We start from the raw sequence: 21142 nt of genomic DNA, 5'->3' as shown, positions 1-21142 counted from the left end.
AAGGTAAACCTTCAGTTAAATCTTTACTTGAGACAAGTAGCTGCACAATACTTCCCGGTCTTCAGGAAAAGACAAAACAAGGGTGTCTAACTCCTCCAAGGATACCCATCTTATTTCGTAAATTAAACCATCGGGATCTTGAATAACAGAGGATCCGCCAATCATTTCAGCTGAAAAGTATTGCACCTTGTAATCAATTCCCTGTGAAACTCCCTCTTTACTATGTAGTTTCTGAATAATCTTAATCACATAACCCGTTTCTTCCCATACTTCACGAATACAGCATGCCTCAAGACTTTCGTTACCTTCTCTTCCACCAGACGGCACGCTCCACTTTTTCTCTTCTTCAGGTGTTCCCTGTAAGACCATTAAAATCTTTCCATCATGCACACAAATACAGCTTGTACCTTCCCACTTCATTCCATCTCCCCCCTCTCCTGTTATTTTCTTAAAGCAATAAAAAAGTCCTGTGCAGCAACACAGGACTTTTCAACAATTATATGACTTTGGATTGATCTGCTACTTTTTGGGTGTTTACGATTCTTCGGTTACAATGATCCCAAATGTATAGCGTTTTACTGTTTTGTTCTAAAAGTGACAGAGAATCATTTGTGCACTCAACGATTTTCGAGTGAGGAATTTCATGTTCCTTTTGTTCTCCTGTCTTCATATCAATATATACGATCCGCTCGCTTTTACCCGTCGCCAAGTCCAGTTCATATACAAGCAGTTGGTCATCTACCTGGTATAATGCACGAGGCGAGATAGACAATTTATATTCTGTAACAACTTTATCCTTTTCATTTAATACCATGATTTTCTTAGGATCTCCGTTTAGTACAGGTGCACCGGAAACGTACACAAGATTCTCATGACATAAAATATCAGTAGGTGCCATGTTGCTTCCAAGGTTTATTCGTTTTTTCTTACCATTGCGGATGATATACAGAACGGCTTGATCTTCTTCTACGATATAAGAGGAAATATACAGAACATCTTGGTTCATCTCAACTTCCCACAAGTACCCGTTCACTTTCCATTCTTTCATGAGTTCAGGTTCGTCTTTCGAAAAAATCAAAACTGAGCCTTTAGAACCATCACCCTCACAAGCTACAACGACACACGGATCAAATTCATAAAAGTTAGGTTGCCCTTTAACGGTTTGTGATTTTAAACAGCCGTTCTTATAGTCAAAAATGAAGATTTTATGATCGTTTGATTGATCTTCTACCTTTTTGGAAAACCAGTAGTTCTTCTGTTTGTCCATGAATACGTCGGAGTAGGCAAAAGCACCTTCCTCATTTCTTACTACATTCCCGGCCTGTTCAGGATCATGTGAGACGTACAGCGATTGATTCTTCTCTGCAGCTCGTGATGATAATTTATACATTTTGGCCATAGTACTCTCTCCCTTCGAATTTGACGCCGGTCCCACGTTGACATAGGATTTATGTAAAACGTTTTTTCAAAATTATCAATTTGTAGCAAAAACTTAGTATTTTCTGTTATATTTATCTTATCAAACAATCCATTTATTCTGTATTGGGAAAAATAGTAGGATAGGTACTTGTTTATTGGGGGTATTGCATGACAATTTTCCCAAGTTCTGAAAGGGGGATTTTATGGTCGGTCAACGAATAAGATATTATAGGAAAACCAAAGGCCTAACCCAAGAAGAACTAGCACAGGGAATTTGCTCTGTTTCATACTTGAGCAAAATTGAGAAAGGGGACGCCAAATCAAGCGAAGAAGTCATTAACATGCTTTGTGAACGTCTAGGTATTTCGCCTGAGGAAGTGGATGAGAGTAAGATCCTAGAGATGTTGAATGAGTGGAATATGATGATGGTTAATAGGCAGTTTGATGAGGCTGAGGCAACATTTCAAGAAGTTAACGAAAACATGAAAGGTATTAGCCAACCAAACCTTTTACTTAGATACCAGCTGTTCAAAGCACGCTACTATTTAGTTCAAAGTACCCCTAATTTAAGTTTAGCTAAAGATGAGCTTAATAAGGTAAATGAGTTATTTGAACAATTACCAAATGATTTAAAGTTTTATTTTTATACATTTAACGGAATGTATTCTAACTATATTAGTAGATACCAAGAAGCATTAGATTTTTTTGAGAAAGCTGATAAACAATTTAATCAAACCTCAAACCTTTCTGATATAGAGGCTGCCACTGTCTATTACTTTTTAGGTCTCACTCACAATTATTTATTGCATATAAGTTCTGTTGCTAACTATGCATACAAAGCAATTGGAATTTTTGATAGAGAATATTGTTATTCAAGAAGTGCTGATTGTCAAATCCTGTTAGGTCTAAGTTATAGAAGAGCAAGAAATTATGAAAAAGCAAAGTATCATTTGAATTTAGCTTTAAAATATTCTACTGTCTTTCAAGATAAATATACTAGTGGAGTTATACTTCATAATCTTGGTTATGTGGCTGCTTGTCAAAATCAACATTATAAAGCTATAGATTACCTTAAACAGAGTTTAATATATAAAGAAGACCGCGGTACCATTCATAATACCGCAGGAACTTTATATTTACTTGCAACTGAATACTATATAGTTGGTGAAATCAAAGAAGCTAAAGAATTAATTTATCAAGGACTTAAAATAGTAAACTCCAATCACGAAGTATATTACCATTTAAAACAGCTAGAGTTCCAGGTAACTGGAAACGAAAAAGACCCTGAATTTACTAAATTTTTAAGCAGAGACTCAATTCCTTTTTTTAAGGAAAAAGGTATTTTGGAACATGAAGCAACTCACTCTGAATTATTAGCTGATATCTACTTTGAACAAGGTCAATACAAGAAAGCTAGTTTATATTATAGAATTGCTAACAATGCTAGGAAAAATATTTATTAAAATTAGGAGGTAACAACATTGAAAAAAATTCTTATTTTCGGTTCACTAATTTCGGTGCTTTTAATTACTACTTTAAATGATTCTATACTAGTAAATACTATTGAGGATAATCCTCAACCTAATAATCAAAAACTTGTTATTGAAGATAATCCTCAACCGAACTCACAAAAATTAAATTTAGCAATTGAACTAAATCCTCGACCGAACTCACAAAAGTTAAATTTAGCAATTGAACTAAATCCTCGACCAAATTCATACAGATTAGTAATTGAAGACAATCCTCAACCAAATTCATATAAGAAAACAAAAATATAACCCCGCAGGGTTATATTTTTTATGCACTTATAACCACCTTCGTCCCAATCGGCACCAATTTGGATAGTTCTAATACGTGATTGTTCTGCATGCGCACACACCCTTTAGATACGTATTTTCCTATGGATGATGGGTTATCTGTTCCGTGTATGCCGTAGTGCGGCCTTGAAAGTCCCATCCACATCACTCCATATGGGCCGCCTGGATTAGGTGCTTTATTGATAATGGTATATGTTCCAGTTGGTGTCGGTGTAAGCATCTTCCCTACTCCAATGGGATAGCGTTTGATGACTTTCCCATCCTTTACGAGGGCAAGTCTTTTTCTTGCTGTTGAAATATAGATCTCATAAGGCATCGTCATACCTCCCGCTTTAGCTTATGCAGGACAAGTTTGAAATGCCTCTTATTTAGATACCATAAAGCATTGCTCACTATGTGAAGCAGGAATTCTTCCCGTTGCTTCCAGGAAACTTTCTGCTGTTGTTAACCCGACATGCTTAAAAGTCCTCTGCAGTGTTTTTTGTTTTGCTTCTTTATCTGCAGGCAGTTGATCTAGAAACTCTGCAAAGCTGTCAAACTTATTAACTATTTCAATTACCCTTTTCGCATTCTCAATCGTCGCTTCAATCTTTTTTCTATGTCTTACGATTCCCGCATCTTCTAGTAATCGCTCTATGTCCTCTTCTGTAAATTGCATTACCTTTTCTACCTCAAACTCTAAGAATGCTTTTCTAAAGTTTTCCCGTTTGTGAAGAATGGTTTTCCAGCTTAAACCCGACTGAAATAACTCTAATGTTAAGCACTCGAACAGCTTATTGTCACCAACAACCCAGTTCCCCCATTCATTATCATGGTAATGCTGCAGCATCTCACTCTCTTCACTCCACTTGCATCGATTCATTGAATATACTCCTTTATAAAAAAATAAAAAGCGCAGCGTGGCTGCACTTTTTTATTGAGTTGCCCGCATTTCAGAAAACGGGTAAATGACGACTTCTGACCGGCCTTCAATTGAGTTTAATTCGATCAAACCTAGACCGTTTCGCGAATCCATACTGTTTAGGCGGTTATCTCCCATAACGAAAGCTTTGCCTTTTGGCACTTTTATCGGGCCAAAGTCCTCCGTTAAGTACACTCCCAGACTTTTTGCTTCTGACTTGTTTTGTTGCAGATACGATTCTTTTACTTTTTTATCGTTTACGTAGAGAACATCACTCTTCATTTGAATGATATCTCCTTCAACACCGATTATCCGTTTCACATAACGTTTATCGTCACCTTTTATAATGACAATTTCTCCCTTTTTCGGTTCAGAAAAAGCGTAAACAATTTTATTAACATATAGCTTTTCTTGATCGTGTAAAGTAGGTGACATCGAAGCTCCTTCTACCATGTACGGCGCAAAGAAGTAGGCTTTTGTAATGAAAACAAAAACTAATGCAAACCCGATTGCTTTAAACCAACTGACCCATTCACTTTTCTGCTTGGTTTCTTTTTCCTGTTCAATCATATCTGATCACCTCGGCGACACGATTTCAATTTTTAATCGATCTGGATCTTCAAAAAATAAAGCATAATGACTTTCTCCCCCTGCAAAAGGGAACTTGTCTTCATATAAAAAGGAAATATTTTTCTTCTTCAATTGTACACGAAGTTGCTCTATGTGCGCACGTGATTTAGCCCAAAAGGCCAGGTGATTAAGTCCTGAACGCTTCCGATGAAAAGGTATTTCTTTATATTCATCATCAGTTTGTGTAAATACAAGATATGCAAAACCGTTTTTGTAGCTAAATCCTTTCTCCCATTCCTGAAAAAGACAATAATTTAATTCCGGCATCAGCCAATCATAAAAGTCTCTTGTCTCTTTTAAGTTATGAACATTTATTTCGATATGATGAAATCCTTCTGGAGTTGTCATTTCATTTTTTCTCCTAGTATTTATTAATCAAACAAAAGCTAAAACCTAAATCGTGTATAAGAATTCTTTTACGCTGCTTATCCTTTATTTCCTGCCAATCGTTTTATTTATTTTTTTATTTTCATTGGAATGCCTGGTATTGCCTATCAAACAGCACTTATGTATCGCGACATTTAGCTTTCTTGTTGTACCAGGGTTAGCCCTCTTTTATAATAATTCATAACAACACAAAGGTGGGAATATTTTGAAGTTTCTTTTTGCTTATTTTACCGACATTCACGGAAATATAGATGCATTACAAGCAGTGGTTGATGATGCTATGGCAAATGGTGCAAGCCGCTTTATATGTGGAGGCGATATGATTGGAATTGGACCTTTTACGAACGAAGTGTTAGAGCTTTTGTTTAATCTTCCCTCTATAGATCTGGTTACTGGTAATCATGACGAGGCGGTTCTTACATTGAAGTTTGGTCTCCCTTATCCAGAAAGCCATTTTCATGCTAAGAAGCATCATCAGTGGGTTGCAAATCATCTTCAAGATATATATGCTAACCAGCTGTGTAAACTTCCTCGTGAACTGAAATTTGAGCAGAATAATTTCCGGTTTCTTATTACCCATTATTCTTTTAAAAAAGGAAAAAAGGAATCTCCCATTTCTGAAGATCCCTTCATGCCCATTATTAGTCAACCCAACTCTGAATCTATGCATGCTCTTTTTAGGCACTCGCTTTCCTATGACTTTATAGGATTTGGGCACCATCACATCGTTCATCATTTTGAAATTGATCATACACAATTTGTTAATCCTGGGGCATTAGGATGTAACGCTCAAGCTCTAGCCCGGTATGCGCTCGTTTATGCTGATGATGATACACTTCATATTGAATTCAAATCTGTACCTTACGACCGCAGAAATCTATTTAAAGCATATCGCTTGCTACAAGTACCCGATAGAGAGTTTTTAATAAAAGCTTTTCATAGTTAGAGTTTCTTAAAGAGCTTTGTCGTACATATAAATTCTATTTCTTCACCATCCGGATCTTCATAAAATACGGTTTTCCATCCGTTTGGAAGTTCATAAGGTCCTTCTGTTGGCGTTATTCCTTTTTGCTTCAACTCGTTGATCTTAGCAGTTACAGAGGTGACACTAAATGCGATATGTGTGTAAGCCTGTTCAAGTGCTGCTGCATGGATGAGTTCTATCTGAAACCCCTCGCCTTTTAAAAAAAGCAGCTCGGTATCATTCCAGATTAGTTTTTCTTTTTCTGTAACGGGTAAGATCAACTCATAAAACTCACTAGACCGTTTTAAGTCACTTACGTATATTCCAACATGATGCAGCATAATGAATCCCTACAAAATGAGATTCATGTCGCCAAACTCGTGCCAGAGATAGCGTTGATGAATGGCATCGGTATACGCGTTATACAGCTTTTCACGATCAACGAATGCCGACAGCAGCTGAAGATGACTCGCTTCTGGTTCATGCATGCCGGTTATCAAGCCATCACACACTTGCAGTTTCGTATTTTCCGTTATATAAAGATTGGTCCAGCCGCTTGCTTCCTGCAGCATTCCTTTTTCAATTGCAACGGTTTCTAAAGTCCTTACGACCGTTGTACCTACTGCGATTATCCTACCACCTGCATGCTTCGTTTCTAAAATAAGCTCGGCTGTTTCTTTTGGAACTTCATAGTTTTCAAAGTTCTTATCAGGTCCTTTATGCCACTTGTCATCAAGCAGATAACTAAGTCCTGTGTGAAGTGTAATGTAAGCAATCTTCACTCCCTTTTTTTGTAGACGGAACAGCAACTCCCAGCTAAATGCCCGACCGGCAGACGGCATTTCAACAGAACCTGGTATTGTAGCGAAAACCGTTTGATAGTAATCGAGATTCCAAGGTTCCTCAATGTACTCGTACCTTACGGGCTCTCCTAAATCATAAATCTGGTTAAAAAGTGAGGAGCAGCATAAATTAAAGGCTAGTGTAACAAAAGGTGTATGATCGGACTGCTCGATAATCGTCGCTGTTAATGTCGGCGAAAAACGAATCACGTCATCCTTCTTTACACTTCCACTTACGGGGAGCGCTTCCCATATGGAATCATTTTTTCTGTGAGCAAGCCTGACTTCGACCTCTGTTCCGTCCTGTTCTTTTATACTTTTTAAAACCGCAGGAACGGTGCGGCTTGCGTTAAGTACAAGCAGGTCTCCTTTTTTCAAAAAGCGATCCAACTGATAGAACTGCGTGTGATTGGTTTGCCCTGTGGTTTTGTCGAGCACCATCATCTTCACGTAATCTCTGCGTAATCCCCGTCTTTCTGGTGGCTCTTTTGCATTTAGTTCATCTGGAAGTTCAAACTTCATAGCTGATTCCATTAGAATTCACTCCCCTCTAATTGAAAGGACTGAGCCTCAAAACGCTTTCCGGTGATGTGTGATGATGCGTCTGATGCTAAGTAACCAAATACTGCTGTGATCTCTTCTGGCTTTGCAAGTCCATAATCGCAATCCGGTACTGCAAGCTTATGCATATCAGTATCCATTTCTCCAGGGTCAACCATATTGACACGAACACCTGACTCGCTTACTTCGTCTGCCCAAGTTTCGGTTAATCCTTCAAGTGCAAATTTTGATATGCCATACGCACCCCAACCTGCATATCCTGTTGCCCCTGCTTCAGAGGTGATATTGATGATGCTGCCTTTCTGTTTTTGAAGCATGATCGGAAGCACTCTTCTTGTCACGAGAAAAGGCCCAATCGTGTTTACCCTGAGAACTTCTTCAAAATCCTGCTCTGGGTAATCGAGTAAATAAGGCATTGGGCTAGGTCCTAGAATGGAAGCATTATTGATCAAGACATCGATTTTTCCAAAATACTCTTCTGTCAGTGCAACAAACCGCTCTACATCTTTTGTTTTAGACATATCTGCACGTATGGCTAAAACATCCGCTCCAAGCTTCTCCGCTCCTTTTTTTACATTTCCAATCGCCTCTTCATTTCTTGAACAGATGGCTAAGTTATATCCTTCACGTGCAAAATAGTGTGTAAGGGCTTTCCCTAAACCCTTTGATGCTCCTGTAATCATTGCTACTTTTTTCATGTTTCTTCCTCCTCAAGATTAATTGATTTTGTTTATCATATACTTTTTATACATTTTTGTTTACTAAGTATCTTAATTATAGTTTTATGAATTTTGTTTCGTCAATCTCTTTGTTTCACAAATTTTTCGACAAATTTCCCGGAAAATAAAAAAAAACCTCTGCCCGGGCAAAGGTTTACTTAAGTCGAAATGACGCTCCATCTATTATCTCAACGTCTGATCTTTCCTTTATTTCTCTCATAAGTTGAAAAAGGGCTAAATCCTTTTTCTTCGATTCGATCATGCAGTGGATCTCGTCAACGCTGCCTTTAACCTCTTTTAAAAAGTCAAAGAACATTTCCACATCTACAAAGTCTGAGTGATTTCTGAACTGCTTTTCACTCTTTGGACTGGAGATATGCATCTTTAATGGAAGTGGCGAACGTTTCCATGAATCCACTACACGTTGCCAGTGCTGCACCCAGTCTGCATCCAGGTTAAAAGCCAAATGATGGTGATAATCAAAAACAAGTGGAATCTGAAGTTTTTCACATAGATATAGAGCGTCAGCCATTGAAAAAGACGTATCATCATTCTCAAGCATGATCATCTTTTGAATAGGTAAAGGAACACTTCCCCAGTTCTGCACAAACCTTTCAAGAGCCACATCTGTTTCTTTATAATTCCCCCCGACGTGCATCACGCACCGATGTTCTGTGTCGATTCCCATATTTTTTAATAGTTTATAGTGAAGCTGCAGCGTTTTAAGCGAGTTTTTTAAAACCTCTTTTTTCGGAGAGTTAATCAGCACGAAATGGTCAGGATGAAAATCCAATCTCATGTTATGTTGTTTAGCGTACTGTCCCATTTCATGAAGTGCGTCTGTTAAAGGACTTATATAATCCCAATCCAGCAGTTCACTATGATTCGCCAGCGGAATAATGCGGGATGTCATACGGTAAAAGGTAACATCATTTGCCACTGCATGCTTTAAAACCCTAAGCGTATTGGTTATATTGGCAAGCGATATGCGCTCTAGTTTTCTTAAACCCGCTTCTCTATTTTGAAGCTGGCTGAACTGTTTATACGTCATCGTTTTTGATGGAGAAGCATTCTGCAGTTCCATGCTCATCGCTACAAATCCAAGTTTAATAATGGTCATCTCTTACACCTCATTTTCATCGTTAACAGTATGACCTTTTTGAGGTGGAATTTAACCAAATCAGCCCAATAAAAAACCACCTGAATGCCATTTTCCAGCATTAGGTGGTCTCATTGCAAAACGATTAAGCCGCTTTCTCCGCCTGCTTTCTCTTTTTACGTCTAAATAAATTTCCAATATTAGCGAGCATTTCATAGATCACTGGAACAACAACGAGGGTCAGAAGGGTTGATACAGACAGACCGCCGATCACCACGATTGCTAAACTTTTAGATACAAGACTGCCGCTTTCTTCGCCAAACATCAATGGTAGCATCGCACAAATCGTGGCAACTGCTGTCATCAAGATTGGACGTAAACGGGTTGAGCCCGCTTCTAATATAGATTCTCTTACACTTAATCCTTTTTCACGCTGCTGCTGGACGCGGTCGATGAACACGATCGCATTGGTTACAACGATCCCAATCAGCATTAATGCTCCGATCAGTGAGGAGATATCGACTGGAATCCGTGTAATTACAAGTGCTAACACGGCACCCACTGCCGCGAATGGAAGCGAGAAAAGAATTGCAAATGGTGCGCGCGCCTGACCAAATGTTATCACCATAATTAAGTATACGATCAGAATAGCAGCTCCCATCGTTAAGAATAGGTCCATAAACTGTTCATTCATCTCTTCACCAACTCCGCCTAAAGCAACTGAAACACCCGCTGGTTTTTCAATCCCCTTTAGAATTGTGGCTACATCCGCATTTACTTTTTTGACGTTTTGATCTGTGATGGTTGCTGTGACTTGCAAATATTCTTTGCCGTCTTTACGGAAAATTTGGGACTTTGCAGGTTGAAGCTCCAAGTCTGCTACATCTTTTAATGCTAAAGGTCCATTTATAGGCGAAAGAATGGTTGTTTTCAATAAATCATCACGATTTTTAACGTCACTTAAATCGTAACTCATCATGACGGGAAGCTTGATACCGTCAATTGTGATCTGTCCAACTGGACTCTTTCCTGTCAAACCTCTAACTTGCTGTGCAACTTCAGCTGGTGTTAAGCCTGCTGCCTGTGCTTTAACTTGATCAATATTTAAAATCCATTCATTCTTTAGATCTTCATTGTTAGATTGAACATTTTCAAGACCTTTAACGTCCTTAAGGTCTGCCGTAAGCTTTTCAGCCATTGGAGCCAGATCTTCTTGTTTTTCAGCCGTGATGTTAAGTGAGATGGCGTCTGAACTTCCACCCATCATGCTAGCCATACCCGCTGAAATGGTAGCAGGTGCATAGTCTTTCTGTAATGCTTTAATTTCTTCTACAAACTTTTCGGTGTCTGCCCCTTTTTTCATCTTAGCAACAAGTCTCGCAATATTATTTCCTTGAGCTGCTCCCCACTGAGCCATTTCACTCGAAACACCAACCTGTGAGTAGCTTGCTGTTACGTCATCAGAATTATTAATATATTCTTCCAGTTTATATGTGCCTGATTTTACAGTATCGAGCGACGTATCTTCTGGATATTCAAGGCTTACATTCACCATACTCTCATCAGCAGATGCCATTGATCCTGCAGGCATCACCACATAAAGTGCGATAGATCCTGCGAAAAGCATGATACAAATGCCGCTTACGATCCATTTATGATTCAATGACCAATTCAAAATGTTCAAGTAGCGTCTTGGCGGTTTTGCCGTATGCTCTTTAACGTTTTTAAGCATTTTGTAGCTCATTAAAGGAACAACCGTCAGAGCTACGAGCAATGATGCTAGAAGAGAATATACCATCGTTAGTGCAAAAGGCAGGAAGAAAACGCCAAGTGCGCCTTCGACAAGTCCAACTGGTAAAAATACAGCAATCGTTGTAATCGTTGAGGAGGTGATTGCCTTTGCTACTTCTCTCACTGAATCAACGATCAGTTCTTTTGAGCGTTCACCCGTTTGTAAGCGACGGAAAATATTTTCAATCACTACGATACTATCATCTACCAATCGCCCGACTGCAACAGCTAGACCACCAAGCGTTAACACGTTCAGTGTGATGCCTGATTGGTGCAGCAAAAAGAGCGTTAAACAAATAGAAAGCGGAATACTGATAACGGCAATAACCGTTGATTTAAAGTGTCGAAGGAAAAGCAGGATAACAACGGATGCGAATAAAGCCCCTAATGCCACTTCTTTTGCCATACTCATGACTGAATCATATACAGAGTCTGATGTTGCGTAAAAAACATTCAGTTTGAACGAATCACCGTATTGCTTATTGATTTCTTTCATTTTTTCACGTACATCATCGCCGATTTGAACGGCGTTTGCGCTCGCTTCTTTCGTAACAGACAAATACATAGCGTCTTTTCCGTCAACATGTGTAAAGGATTCTAAGCTTTGCTCATCTTTTAGTTCTGCTACGTCCTTTAATAGAACACCTGGAGCAACAGCAACGTTTTTCCATGCTTCCAAGTCTTTCATCTCACCCACTACTCTGAGCGTGTTCGTTTTGTTCTCAAGCGTTACATCTCCTGCCGGAAGTGATACATCTTTTCCTTGAAATGCAGCCATGATCTGTGGCGCTGCTACTTTTTTCTCAAGAAGCTTAGAGCTATCAAGCTGCAAGGTTATTTCACGAGTCGCTTTTCCGTATAACGCCACATCTGAAACCCCTTCAACACTTTCAAGCTGTGGAATGACTTCTTCTTCAATCCGCTTATAATCTTCTGTTGTAAATGCACCGTCTTTATTAAGTGTAAGATCCATAATCGGAATCATAGACGTGTTTAACTGAATGACATAAGGTTTGTTGACCCCTTCTGGAAGTGGAAAGTTGTTTGTCTTCCGTTCCACCTCTGTAGCTGCTTCTTTCATATCTGAGTCCATATCAAACGTTAGATCAATTCTTGAAATTCCTTGTCCAGATACAGATGTAACCGTATCAACACCTTTTATATTGCGAAGATCTTGTTCCATCGGTGCTGTAATGGTATCAGTCATTGTTTCTGAATCCATTCCATCTGCTAAGGTCGTGACCGTAACCATCGGATTATCAATGCTCGGCAAAAACTCCATCGGTAAGCGCTGTCCTGCATAAACCCCTAATGCAGAAATCAACAAACACATAATCACGATGGCTGAGCGATTTTTTAAAGAAAACCAAGTCAGTTTCAACATTTCCCTTCCTCCATCCCCTGCTGCCTTTATTAGTAAATAAGGCCTGCTTTTAATACAATACTTGGATATTGTAGTATGCCAAACAAGGAAAAACAAGTAACATTTGAAAATATTTACTAAATATACAAAATTAGAAAATTTCCTACAAAAAAACTGCCCAACGCGAGGACAGTTCATTAAATCGACTTCAGCTAGTTAATTTCAGTTTCAGGTGCTTCGCTTTCCGCGGGGCAGACGGTGAGCCACATTTGTACGTTTCACTCTTAAGTGTCTCACCTGTCTAGTTGCAGTGGCTAGCCCCTCGAGGTCAAAAGTTAAATGATCCAGAAGGCAAATTGCGCCTTCCTAGCTCATTCACCTTTTGCATGTCGGGGCTGAACGAGCCACTTTAACTTTTCGGACTGCCCGCCTGTCCTAGCCGAGAGTCTCACACCTTACACTCCAATTAACTTTCAATGATGAGAATGAAAGGAGCTTTGAGCTACAATTTTTTAGTACCTGACATTGAAACTATGGTAAATATCTCTTTGCTCCCACATAAGTATCTTTCCAATATTTCGTGTTAAGAGACTGAATCCGAACCCCTTTAGAAGTGGCCGAAATAAACTCTTTATTCCCCATATAGATTCCTACAAATGAAACACTCTTCCCATTGGTTTTAAAGAAAACAAGATCTCCCAGTTTTTCATTTCCTTTTGCAACAGCTTTCCCGCCTTTATATTGTTCAGCGGACGTTCGTGGCAAGTTCTTGTTTACAACGGTTGTTTTGTAGATATATTTTGTAAAACCTGAAGCATCAACCCTTTAGGTGTCGTTCCTCCCCATTTAAAAGGAGTGCCTTTATAGAGTTTGGCTGTCTCTGTTACTTCTTGGTCATAAGATGGAGATGCTTTAGCTGCTGATACACCGCCTAAGATCAACATGGCTGCGAGCCCTAATGAAACAAAAGCTACTAAAATACGTTTCATGTTTAACATCCTCTCTTTAATTAACTCTTACACTCTATTAGTCGATGGGCTGAGGGGCAAAGTTACTTTCTGACCAAAAGAAAAAGACTGCAAATTGCAGCCTTTTTCGACAATCTATTGGTAATGATAAAAGTTAGTTCCAGTTACTCCTTCAATCGGTTTATCTAGATGGTAGGGACCGATTGTATCTAGTTTCGTATTCATAAATTTCACAGAATCATATCCATAACTTTCAGCCGTTAAGAGAATGGCGTCAATCATCATTACATCTTCTGTATCGTCGGCTGAGAGCTTAATCGAATCTGGAAAAGTAATCTCTACATAATCTTTATTGATCTCTTTTACACCAAAAGTAATATTCTTAGGCAAAAGCGGTTTAAGTCCGCGCTCTTGTTCATCATCCATCATTTCAAGAGCGTCTTTAAACTCCTTTGGCAGACGATCTGCCTCCTCGCCTGTTGAGAACAGACTAACAATAAAAGCATCATTTGATGGTGCATCGTATCGGTAGTGTGGAGCTCCAGGAACGGCTAGATCCCACTCTTTAGCCGGACCAAAGCGTGGAAACTCATAGCCTGGCTGCCCATCTGTTCTGAATTCGACCTTTGCTTTTTGCCCACTGTTAGCAAATGTTATTGAGATTAATGACTTTAACAATGGCTCCTCTGACTCAAGTACCGCTCCTTGCGGGAAATCTACAATAACTGTTTCTTCCTCTTCTGTTATTTTAGCTTTAATGAGAGGACTTTCTGTTAAACCAGCATCATTTGGCTTAAACTTTTGAAGCTGGTCATTGACCTTATTTAAATAATAATCTTTATCCGTTAAAAAACTAACAGGTATAACAAGCTGTGCCTGTTCATCCAAATAACCTATTGTTACCCAGTCTTTATTGGATGAATCAATATCCTTTTTCAAAAGAGGAGAATGATAGGCAGCAAGTCTTTCAGTTTTCATAAGACCTACCTGATTTTTATCCTTACCACCCGCAGAATCATCAGCCATTTTTGCTTTCATATCCCCATCGTGTTGTGCCATGTTAGAATTCTCCATCTTTTGACCGCCGTTCTTCATTAGGTCGGGAACGAAGATGCCAAATAATACAAGCGCACATGCTGTGGCAAGTGCAGGAAGGCTCCAAGTGGGAAGTTTTTTTCCTTTTGGCTGTTTATATTCAATCTTTGCCTGGACCTTAAGAAAGAGCTCTTGTTTGGATTGGCGATCTTTTATAGGGGGCATAGACTTAAGATGCTGTTCAATATTTTCATCGTTCCATTTAATTGGTTCCATCTTTCAATTCCTCCTCCAGGCCCGGTTGCTGATCCAACCATTTGCGCAATTCTTTTATAGCCCGGTGCTGGGTGGTCTTTACTTTACTTTCGGTCCAACTTAAAATTTGCGCAGTTTCTGAGATTGACAATGACTGAATGTACCGAAGTACAAGGACTTGCTGCTGATCGAGTGAACAGCCTTTCATCATTTTATATAAATCTCGATAAGACTCCTTTTTTGCAACTAACTCTTCTGGAAGGGGATCCTGGTCTCGCAGTACATTCTCGCTGTCTTTGATATCAAAAAATAGAAATCGTTTATTGCGTCTTGATTGTTTTCTCAGCCAGTCAATGGCCACGTGCCTGGCGATAGAATACAACCATGTTTTTTCTGAGCTCTTGCCTTCAAAACTTTCATAAGCGTTTAATACCCGGATATAAACCTCTTGTACAAGATCTTCTGCCGATTCACGGTTTCGTACCATATAAAAAAGAAATTGAAATAGAGCAGCATGATACTCGTCATACAATCGGTCGAACGTTTCTTTCACTTCGGATGGCCCCCTGTCTCTATGTAATTATGTAGTCGTATTTACTCATAAAAAGTTACATTACAAACATGTTACTTCTTAGTCTACTCTTAATTTGCCTATCTCGATAGGACCAATTTGTCGATAATTACCAACAAAAGAAATTCTGCTTAGACAAAATCAGTCATCAATTAAAAAAAGACACCAGATAAAGGTGTCTTTTTGATTGGCTGTTTTCTATGCTTTGCTCACTATTCTTTATTTTTTTACATAGCTTAAAAACATTTCTTCTATCGTATCCCACGCGTTGCGATATTGCTCTTCTTCTCCTAAAAACGAATAATGAAGAACATTACCATCACGAATAGCCCAAAAGATGCGCGAGATATTCTGCGGATCTAGCTTTTCACTTATTTCTCCAGCTTCTTGACCCTCACTGATAATGTTAACGATGTAATCAATGAACCTATTGTATCTTTCTGCAAGAATGGACTTCAAATCATCCTGCCTCGAGCCATAGAGCCAGAATTCAATATATACTCTCATAGTCTGCTGATCATCTTCTTTTAACTCTTGCTTTTTAAAACGTTTAAACAAATTAGCAAGTTTATCGTTAGCGCTTGTAAGAGAAGCGTTCTCTTGATCCATATCTTCAAAAAAACGATCTGTACGCTGCTTTAACAGCTGCAGGTAAATCTCCTCTTTGCTGGCAAAATAGTTATAGATTGCACCTTTGCTAATATTCGAGTCTTTTACAATATCATCAATAATCGTAGCTTGATACCCTTTTTCACCGAAGCATTTTAAGGCGCTCTCAAGAATCTGATTACGTTTCTCTGCTTTATACTGAGCTGAAACTTTAGGCATGATGCTTCCTCCATTTTGACACGTCTTCCTAATAAGTATAACAGAGTTTTCAGTCTATTCCGGAAAAAGTTTTCACACCTTCAGAATCCAACTTTACTTCTATAGCACGTTCCATATGCACTTGTTCTACTAAAGTTGTAAATCCTAATTCTGTTAACAAACGGTTTAATGAGTTATCTTTTTTTGGTATGTTCATGGTCATTCTTTTTACAGATGCATCTAATGGAGCGAATGACTTTTGTATAAGAGAAGCAACAACTTCTTGTTCTTTTTGATACTGCGAATCTGTTTCAAACTGATATAGGACAATTCCTGCAAGCTCTCCATTTTCATTAAATCCTTTTTTATATACGGCGTAACCTAACGAATTATTATCTTTAACTGCCAGCAAACAGGTAAAGTCTTTTAGACTAGGAAACTGCGTTTGCCATGCTGAAACAGGTCGATAGAAAGGTAACTCTTGAATCTCCTGTATACTTGCCTCTCTTACATGTATATCCGTACTTTTTGCCTTTAGGGTTGTAAGTGCCCCTTCATGCTGCAGAAAGATTAATTCTTCAAACGTTTGATAGCCCATTTTCTTATACAGCTTAATCGCTGCTTCATTTTGTTTAATTGCTTCAAGCCTAGCTATATCCACATTTTCTTCAGCATATATATTGAGGCACACCGAAATTAACTTTTTGCCAATTCCCATGCCTCTAAAATCAGGAGCGATCGCTGTGCCGCCATTCCACACATAACGTTTTCCATTGATCGTTCGGAAGCTGTTTAGTACGAAACCTGCAGGTTTACCATCGTAAACTGCAACAACCGATTTTTCTAAAGAAATGCCCTCTCCCGCTACCTTTTGCAAAAAGCGATTAAGATCCATCGTCATATCAGAAAAATAATGCTGCCAAGATGTATTCCATAATGAGATGGCTTCATTAAATGACAACTCACTAAAACGTTTGATAACTAACACAATGATCACTCCTCAACTATCACTTTTTTAAAAACGACTGGTCGTTTTATTAAATTTTATTAAAAAAATCCAAAATTGACCAACAGTTTCGTTCGACAAAATTTTGAGCTGCTTTTACGGTACGTGTTCTTATTTTTCTTACACATTCGCTCAATAACACAGTAGCGCTCATAACTGGCCAAGCTTCGCTCATAAATGAACAGGTTTCGCTCACAGCACGTGAAATACCTCATCCCCAAAAAAAACTGATTACAAAAGGACATTACGTACCTCTTGAATCAGTTTTTTGCTCTTTTATGATTGGTTTTCGTTAAACAGCATCTTAAAATGATCGTAATATTCTTCTATTTTTTGTTCTTCTTGTTGAATAAAGTCATTCAATTGCTGTTCAGATGATAATTGCAAAGCTTTTTCTCCAAATTCGGTGAGATCATCTAATACTCCCGATGTCTTCTTGCCTATTTCTACATCTTCTTTTAATAGTTGGGCAACTTCAGTTAACTTATTCATTTGTTCTTCACTTACATGATGGTTTTGCTGAATTTGTTCCAACATGGAATAAATAATCTGCGCTCTCTCTTTTGTCTGTGTTTTCATAAGATCACCTCTCACTATCCGATTCCCCTCCTATCATTTTATAAACTGTTTTATTTATGCAAGTATTGGGTAAATCAAGGATAGTACCCTAAAGAAAGGAAGAGGACCGTGGCGAAAAGAACAGAGCTTCGTCAGAAAAAGAAACGCTCGCTTTGGATTCGGCGAACCGCTATTATAACTATCATTTTTTTCTTATCCAGCGTAACATTCGGTGGCGCCATGATTTACGCATACGTAAACGGTACTCCGAAACTGACAGAGGAAGACTTGCAAGATCCGAAATCATCCATGATTTATGACATGAATGACGAATTTATTACGTATGTAACCGGGTCCGAACGAAGGGAATACGCAAAGATCAATGATATTCCAGAACTGGTTCAACAAGCTTTCATTTCAACAGAAGATGTTCGATTTAAAGAGCACATGGGAATTGATATGAAACGAATTGTCGGAGCTGCTGTAGCTAATGTTCAAGATGGTTTTGGTGCAGAAGGTGCCAGCACGATTACCCAACAAGTCGTTAAAAACAGTGTATTATCTTCTGATAAAACGATCGAACGAAAAGTACAAGAAGCATATCTCGCCATTCAACTCGAACGCAAGTACTCAAAGGATGAAATTCTGGAGATGTATTTAAACAAGATTTACTTTGGCAGCGGAGCTTATGGTGTTGCGACAGCATCTAAGACCTATTTTAATAAATCTTTAAAAGATCTGACCCCAGCTGAAGCAGCACTTCTCGCCGGACTGCCTCAACGTCCGAGCAGCTATGATCCTTTTCTACACCCTAAAGTTGCCGAAGAAAGGCGCAATACCGTCTTGCAGCTGATGTACAAAAATGGGGCAATAACAAAACAACAAAAAGAAGAAGCCGTAAGCACTCCTGTCACCGATTCACTAGCAAAAGAAAAAACGCAGCGATTAAAGTATGAAGCTTTTATTCAGCAAGTTATAAAAGAGCTAAAGGAAAAAGGGATTTCAGAACGAGCCATCTATGAAGGCGGGTTAAAAATCTATACTACCCTTGATCCGAAAGCACAAAAACATACCGAACAAGTATTATCCACTGAAGAATTTGTAAAATACCCAAGCGAGAAGTTTAAGGCTGGGGTTGCTCTTTTAGACACAAAGACTGGCGTAATCCGTGCTTTAGGCGGAAATCGAACAAGCGGCGATCAAAACGTTGAAAAAGGATTCAATTATGCCACAGATACAAAACGCCAGCCGGGATCAACTATAAAACCAATATTGGATTATGGACCTGCCATTGAAAAGTTTAAATGGTCAACGTATAAACAGTTAAAAGACGAAGAATTAGAGATTGATGGGTGGGAAGCAGGAAACTGGGACGATGAGTTTCATGGTGATGTTTCCATGCGTGAAGCACTTGTAAAGTCTTACAACATCCCTGCGATAAAAACCTTTATGGAGGTCGGTTCTGAGGATGCCGTAAAATTTGCTAAGCAGTTAGGTATTCCGATTAAACAAGCTTATCCAGCATATGCAATCGGCGGGTTTGGGAATGGCCCCTCCCCTCTGGAACTAGCAGGAGCTTATACCGCATTTGGCAACCAAGGAATTTACCATAAACCAACGACTCTGCGCAAAGTAACGTATCCTGACGGCTATGAAGCAAAGTACGAATCTAAACCTGTCGCAGCTATGCATGATTACACAGCATACATGATTACCGATATGTTAAAAGATGCTGTTACACGCGGGACGGGAACACTAGCTGCCATCCCTGGTTTAGAAGTAGCAGGAAAAACAGGAACGACAAACTTGCCAGAAGGAATTAATAATGAAAAAGGATCTAGTGATTCTTGGTTTGCGGGCTATACAACAAATTACACTGCAGCCGTTTGGACTGGCTATGACAAAACCACTTCAGAAACGTATTTAACACCAGAAGATCAAAAGATTGCAAAATATATCTTTAAATCCATTGTTTCAGAAGTATCTAAAGATAAGAAGACAGCTGGATTCACAAAGCCAAAGTCTGTTGAGGAAGTTTATATCAATAAAGATACGGGATATATCACGAAAAGCGAAAATGGTTCTAACATTGTAAAAGAGCTTATCGTTAAAGGTACATCACTTAAAGAAATGACAGCACCACCTAAACCGAAAAAAGCACCTAAGAAACATGAAACGAAAACAAAAGATAACGGCAAAGAAAAAGATAAGAAACAAAATGAAGAAAAGAAAAACGATAAAAAGCAAGAAGAAGTGAAAAAGAAGAATGAAGAGAAAAAGCCGGAGCCGCCTCCTGCAAAGCCAAAAGATGATAAACCAGATCCACCACCGCCGCCACAGGATGAGCCAGGAACAGGAACAGATCCTGAACCAAAGGATCCTCCAACGGAGCCTCCGCCGCCAACGGAGCCACCACCTACTGAACCGCCGCCTACTGAACCACCTGCAACAGATCCTCCACCAGAAGGGGAGACAACTGGGACAGAGGCCGGGACAGCAGGAACGACAATTACACAGACAACAGAATAAACGAAAAAGTAACCCGTCTTTAATAGCGGGTTACTTTTCTATGAACTCATACAAAAAGGATTCTCCATTTCGATAGAATCTTGGATCGTAAATGCCTAGTTTCCCTTCTTCCTCAACGACTACCACAAACGGTGACCATTCGTAGAGTGTCTTGGCCCGAGGATTTTCTTCAAAAAGCGGTTCTAAGTCCGCTTCGTCATTTGAAACTAAGCGATGTTCTAATTGCGGTTTAATAAAAATACTATCCTTTACAATTTCAACTTCATTGCCTTTTTTTCCGATCACTTGAAACTGAGTAGGAACAAAACCTGCTGCTAAAGCGACGTCTTCGTATTTATTTTTTGCTTCATTATAGATGACATAACCTTGAAGTGATTGAACAGCAACGTGAGCAATCATTAGAAGCCATACCACTCTGAACACTTTGTAGCGACTGTCTGCTTCTTTTTTCCGAGAAACGATAAATCCAGCAAGCATTAGAAACCAGAAAACAAAATCAACGATCGAGATCGTACCAAACGTTACACGGTAACTGGAGAAAGGTTCAATGTATCCCGTTCCCCATGTGTTGAACAGATCACTTGTATCATGAATAAACACGGCTAGTATAGCCCAGTAAAAAATCCTTCGATCTTTTACTTTAAATAACAGTCTGCTTAGCAGGTAGATAATCATGCCCCAAACAGGAATTAGGAAAAAAGAGTGTGTTAATCCTCTATGCCACATCTGCTGCATGATCCGTCCCGTTTCAGTCAGGTTAACTACAACATCAATGTCGGGAATCTGACTCCCAACAACCGTTGTAAATAACAAAGCACGTTTATAAGACTTGTCCATATTCATTTTATTAGCAGCACCATATAATGTTAAACCAAATAATGTATGAGTAACTGTATCCATATGTCCTCTTTAATTCTTAT

At 39.0% G+C, this 21142-nt stretch carries 23 protein-coding genes; 4 read left to right on the top strand and 19 right to left on the bottom strand.

Going from position 1 to position 21142, the window contains the following annotated elements; all coding sequences use genetic code 11:
- Window positions 1-15 precede the first annotated feature (15 nt).
- Window positions 16-420 carry an NUDIX hydrolase gene (locus AWM68_RS07465; RefSeq protein ID WP_066239410.1) on the bottom strand — a complete coding sequence of 135 codons (405 nt, stop codon included), beginning with the start codon at window positions 418-420 and terminating at the stop codon, window positions 16-18.
- Between the two features lie 76 nt (window positions 421-496).
- A complete protein-coding gene (locus AWM68_RS07460) occupies window positions 497-1399 on the bottom strand; it encodes a hypothetical protein (RefSeq protein WP_066239405.1) in 903 nt (300 codons plus the stop codon).
- Window positions 1400-1622: 223 nt separating this feature from the next.
- Between AWM68_RS07460 and AWM68_RS07455 the strand changes: the two genes are divergently transcribed.
- Together AWM68_RS07455 and AWM68_RS07450 are read left to right on the top strand one after the other, a co-directional pair.
- Window positions 1623-2882, top strand: coding sequence for a helix-turn-helix domain-containing protein (locus tag AWM68_RS07455; protein WP_066239402.1), 1260 nt, complete (start codon window positions 1623-1625; stop codon window positions 2880-2882).
- Window positions 2883-2900: 18 nt separating this feature from the next.
- Window positions 2901-3197 carry a hypothetical protein gene (locus AWM68_RS07450; protein WP_066239399.1) on the top strand — a complete coding sequence of 99 codons (297 nt, stop codon included), beginning with the start codon at window positions 2901-2903 and terminating at the stop codon, window positions 3195-3197.
- Between the two features lie 19 nt (window positions 3198-3216).
- Here the strand turns inward: AWM68_RS07450 and AWM68_RS07445 are convergent, their stop codons facing one another.
- The 4 genes from AWM68_RS07445 to AWM68_RS07430 are packed head-to-tail and all read right to left on the bottom strand — an operon-like array spanning window position 3217 to window position 5115.
- Window positions 3217-3552 carry a L,D-transpeptidase gene (locus AWM68_RS07445; protein WP_066239396.1) on the bottom strand — a complete coding sequence of 112 codons (336 nt, stop codon included), beginning with the start codon at window positions 3550-3552 and terminating at the stop codon, window positions 3217-3219.
- Between the two features lie 48 nt (window positions 3553-3600).
- Window positions 3601-4098, bottom strand: a complete 498-nt coding sequence (locus AWM68_RS07440) for a DNA-3-methyladenine glycosylase I (protein ID WP_066239393.1) — start codon at window positions 4096-4098, stop codon at window positions 3601-3603.
- A gap of 51 nt (window positions 4099-4149) precedes the next feature.
- Window positions 4150-4707, bottom strand: a complete 558-nt coding sequence (gene lepB, locus AWM68_RS07435; protein ID WP_066239390.1) for a signal peptidase I — start codon at window positions 4705-4707, stop codon at window positions 4150-4152.
- A gap of 6 nt (window positions 4708-4713) precedes the next feature.
- On the bottom strand, window positions 4714-5115 hold the full coding sequence (locus AWM68_RS07430; RefSeq protein ID WP_066239387.1) for a VOC family protein: 402 nt from the start codon (window positions 5113-5115) through the stop codon (window positions 4714-4716).
- Window positions 5116-5359: 244 nt separating this feature from the next.
- On the opposite strand from AWM68_RS07430, the gene AWM68_RS07425 reads away from it, so the two are divergent.
- Complete coding sequence (locus AWM68_RS07425; RefSeq protein WP_066239384.1) at window positions 5360-6100, top strand: metallophosphoesterase family protein; 741 nt, start codon at window positions 5360-5362, stop codon at window positions 6098-6100.
- Here the strand turns inward: AWM68_RS07425 and AWM68_RS07420 are convergent.
- The 12 genes from AWM68_RS07420 to AWM68_RS07370 form a co-directional block, all read right to left on the bottom strand.
- Complete coding sequence (locus AWM68_RS07420; protein WP_066239380.1) at window positions 6097-6459, bottom strand: VOC family protein; 363 nt, start codon at window positions 6457-6459, stop codon at window positions 6097-6099. The two genes, AWM68_RS07425 and AWM68_RS07420, sit on opposite strands and share 4 nt — an antisense overlap.
- Before the next feature lie 9 nt (window positions 6460-6468).
- Complete coding sequence (locus tag AWM68_RS07415) at window positions 6469-7494, bottom strand: S-adenosylmethionine:tRNA ribosyltransferase-isomerase (protein WP_066239378.1); 1026 nt, start codon at window positions 7492-7494, stop codon at window positions 6469-6471.
- Window positions 7494-8219, bottom strand: a complete 726-nt coding sequence (locus AWM68_RS07410) for an SDR family NAD(P)-dependent oxidoreductase (RefSeq protein ID WP_066239375.1) — start codon at window positions 8217-8219, stop codon at window positions 7494-7496. Before AWM68_RS07410 ends, AWM68_RS07415 begins: the two co-directional genes overlap by 1 nt.
- A gap of 175 nt (window positions 8220-8394) precedes the next feature.
- On the bottom strand, window positions 8395-9360 hold the full coding sequence (uvsE, locus tag AWM68_RS07405) for a UV DNA damage repair endonuclease UvsE (protein ID WP_066239369.1): 966 nt from the start codon (window positions 9358-9360) through the stop codon (window positions 8395-8397).
- Between the two features lie 124 nt (window positions 9361-9484).
- Window positions 9485-12514, bottom strand: coding sequence for an efflux RND transporter permease subunit (locus tag AWM68_RS07400; RefSeq protein ID WP_066239366.1), 3030 nt, complete (start codon window positions 12512-12514; stop codon window positions 9485-9487).
- 510 nt (window positions 12515-13024) lie between these two features.
- A complete protein-coding gene (locus tag AWM68_RS21865; protein ID WP_231868391.1) occupies window positions 13025-13258 on the bottom strand; it encodes a C40 family peptidase in 234 nt (77 codons plus the stop codon).
- A gap of 8 nt (window positions 13259-13266) precedes the next feature.
- Window positions 13267-13482 (bottom strand): hypothetical protein, encoded by a 216-nt coding sequence (locus AWM68_RS21860; RefSeq protein WP_231868390.1) that lies wholly within the window; start codon window positions 13480-13482, stop codon window positions 13267-13269.
- 114 nt (window positions 13483-13596) lie between these two features.
- A complete protein-coding gene (locus AWM68_RS07390) occupies window positions 13597-14772 on the bottom strand; it encodes a hypothetical protein (RefSeq protein WP_066239363.1) in 1176 nt (391 codons plus the stop codon).
- Window positions 14759-15304, bottom strand: a complete 546-nt coding sequence (gene sigX / locus AWM68_RS07385) for an RNA polymerase sigma factor SigX (protein ID WP_066239360.1) — start codon at window positions 15302-15304, stop codon at window positions 14759-14761. The genes AWM68_RS07390 and sigX overlap by 14 nt, the downstream gene beginning before the upstream one ends.
- Before the next feature lie 237 nt (window positions 15305-15541).
- Window positions 15542-16150: a TetR/AcrR family transcriptional regulator gene (locus AWM68_RS07380; RefSeq protein ID WP_066239357.1), complete on the bottom strand. Its 609-nt coding sequence runs from the start codon at window positions 16148-16150 to the stop codon at window positions 15542-15544.
- Between the two features lie 49 nt (window positions 16151-16199).
- The gene (locus AWM68_RS07375) at window positions 16200-17117 is read right to left on the bottom strand and encodes a GNAT family N-acetyltransferase (protein WP_066239355.1); all 918 of its coding nucleotides are present in this window, start codon (window positions 17115-17117) and stop codon (window positions 16200-16202) included.
- A gap of 294 nt (window positions 17118-17411) precedes the next feature.
- Window positions 17412-17714, bottom strand: coding sequence for a hypothetical protein (locus AWM68_RS07370; protein WP_156488334.1), 303 nt, complete (start codon window positions 17712-17714; stop codon window positions 17412-17414).
- A 108-nt stretch (window positions 17715-17822) separates the two neighbouring features.
- Between AWM68_RS07370 and AWM68_RS07365 the strand changes: the two genes are divergently transcribed.
- Window positions 17823-20222: a transglycosylase domain-containing protein gene (locus AWM68_RS07365; protein ID WP_066239350.1), complete on the top strand. Its 2400-nt coding sequence runs from the start codon at window positions 17823-17825 to the stop codon at window positions 20220-20222.
- 30 nt (window positions 20223-20252) lie between these two features.
- On the opposite strand, the gene AWM68_RS07360 is transcribed toward AWM68_RS07365, so the two are convergent.
- Window positions 20253-21122, bottom strand: a complete 870-nt coding sequence (locus tag AWM68_RS07360; protein WP_066239347.1) for a metal-dependent hydrolase — start codon at window positions 21120-21122, stop codon at window positions 20253-20255.
- Window positions 21123-21142 lie beyond the last annotated feature (20 nt).

Origin of the sequence: Fictibacillus phosphorivorans, assembly GCF_001619875.1 — a bacterium.
GTDB lineage: Bacteria > Bacillota > Bacilli > Bacillales > Fictibacillaceae > Fictibacillus > Fictibacillus phosphorivorans_B.
The sequence above is the reverse complement of the archived record's forward strand: the minus strand, read 5'-3'. Positions and strand labels throughout refer to the sequence as shown.

Bases quoted from the DNA above. Each gene is read 5' to 3' on its own strand.
- AWM68_RS07370 (WP_156488334.1), bottom strand. From the start codon at position 17,714: ATGAAAACACAGACAAAAGAGAGAGCGCAGATTATTTATTCCATGTTG.
- AWM68_RS07380 (WP_066239357.1), bottom strand. From the start codon at position 16,150: ATGCCTAAAGTTTCAGCTCAGTATAAAGCAGAGAAACGTAATCAGATT.
- AWM68_RS07440 (WP_066239393.1), bottom strand. From the start codon at position 4,098: ATGAATCGATGCAAGTGGAGTGAAGAGAGTGAGATGCTGCAGCATTAC.
- lepB (WP_066239390.1), bottom strand. From the start codon at position 4,707: ATGATTGAACAGGAAAAAGAAACCAAGCAGAAAAGTGAATGGGTCAGT.
- AWM68_RS07410 (WP_066239375.1), bottom strand. From the start codon at position 8,219: ATGAAAAAAGTAGCAATGATTACAGGAGCATCAAAGGGTTTAGGGAAA.
- AWM68_RS07455 (WP_066239402.1), top strand. From the start codon at position 1,623: ATGGTCGGTCAACGAATAAGATATTATAGGAAAACCAAAGGCCTAACC.
- AWM68_RS07465 (WP_066239410.1), bottom strand. From the start codon at position 420: ATGAAGTGGGAAGGTACAAGCTGTATTTGTGTGCATGATGGAAAGATT.
- uvsE (WP_066239369.1), bottom strand. From the start codon at position 9,360: ATGACCATTATTAAACTTGGATTTGTAGCGATGAGCATGGAACTGCAG.
- AWM68_RS07360 (WP_066239347.1), bottom strand. From the start codon at position 21,122: ATGGATACAGTTACTCATACATTATTTGGTTTAACATTATATGGTGCT.
- AWM68_RS07445 (WP_066239396.1), bottom strand. From the start codon at position 3,552: ATGCCTTATGAGATCTATATTTCAACAGCAAGAAAAAGACTTGCCCTC.
- AWM68_RS07430 (WP_066239387.1), bottom strand. From the start codon at position 5,115: ATGACAACTCCAGAAGGATTTCATCATATCGAAATAAATGTTCATAAC.
- AWM68_RS21860 (WP_231868390.1), bottom strand. From the start codon at position 13,482: ATGAAACGTATTTTAGTAGCTTTTGTTTCATTAGGGCTCGCAGCCATG.
- AWM68_RS07390 (WP_066239363.1), bottom strand. From the start codon at position 14,772: ATGGAACCAATTAAATGGAACGATGAAAATATTGAACAGCATCTTAAG.
- AWM68_RS07420 (WP_066239380.1), bottom strand. From the start codon at position 6,459: ATGCTGCATCATGTTGGAATATACGTAAGTGACTTAAAACGGTCTAGT.
- AWM68_RS07415 (WP_066239378.1), bottom strand. From the start codon at position 7,494: ATGGAATCAGCTATGAAGTTTGAACTTCCAGATGAACTAAATGCAAAA.
- AWM68_RS07460 (WP_066239405.1), bottom strand. From the start codon at position 1,399: ATGGCCAAAATGTATAAATTATCATCACGAGCTGCAGAGAAGAATCAA.
- AWM68_RS07400 (WP_066239366.1), bottom strand. From the start codon at position 12,514: ATGTTGAAACTGACTTGGTTTTCTTTAAAAAATCGCTCAGCCATCGTG.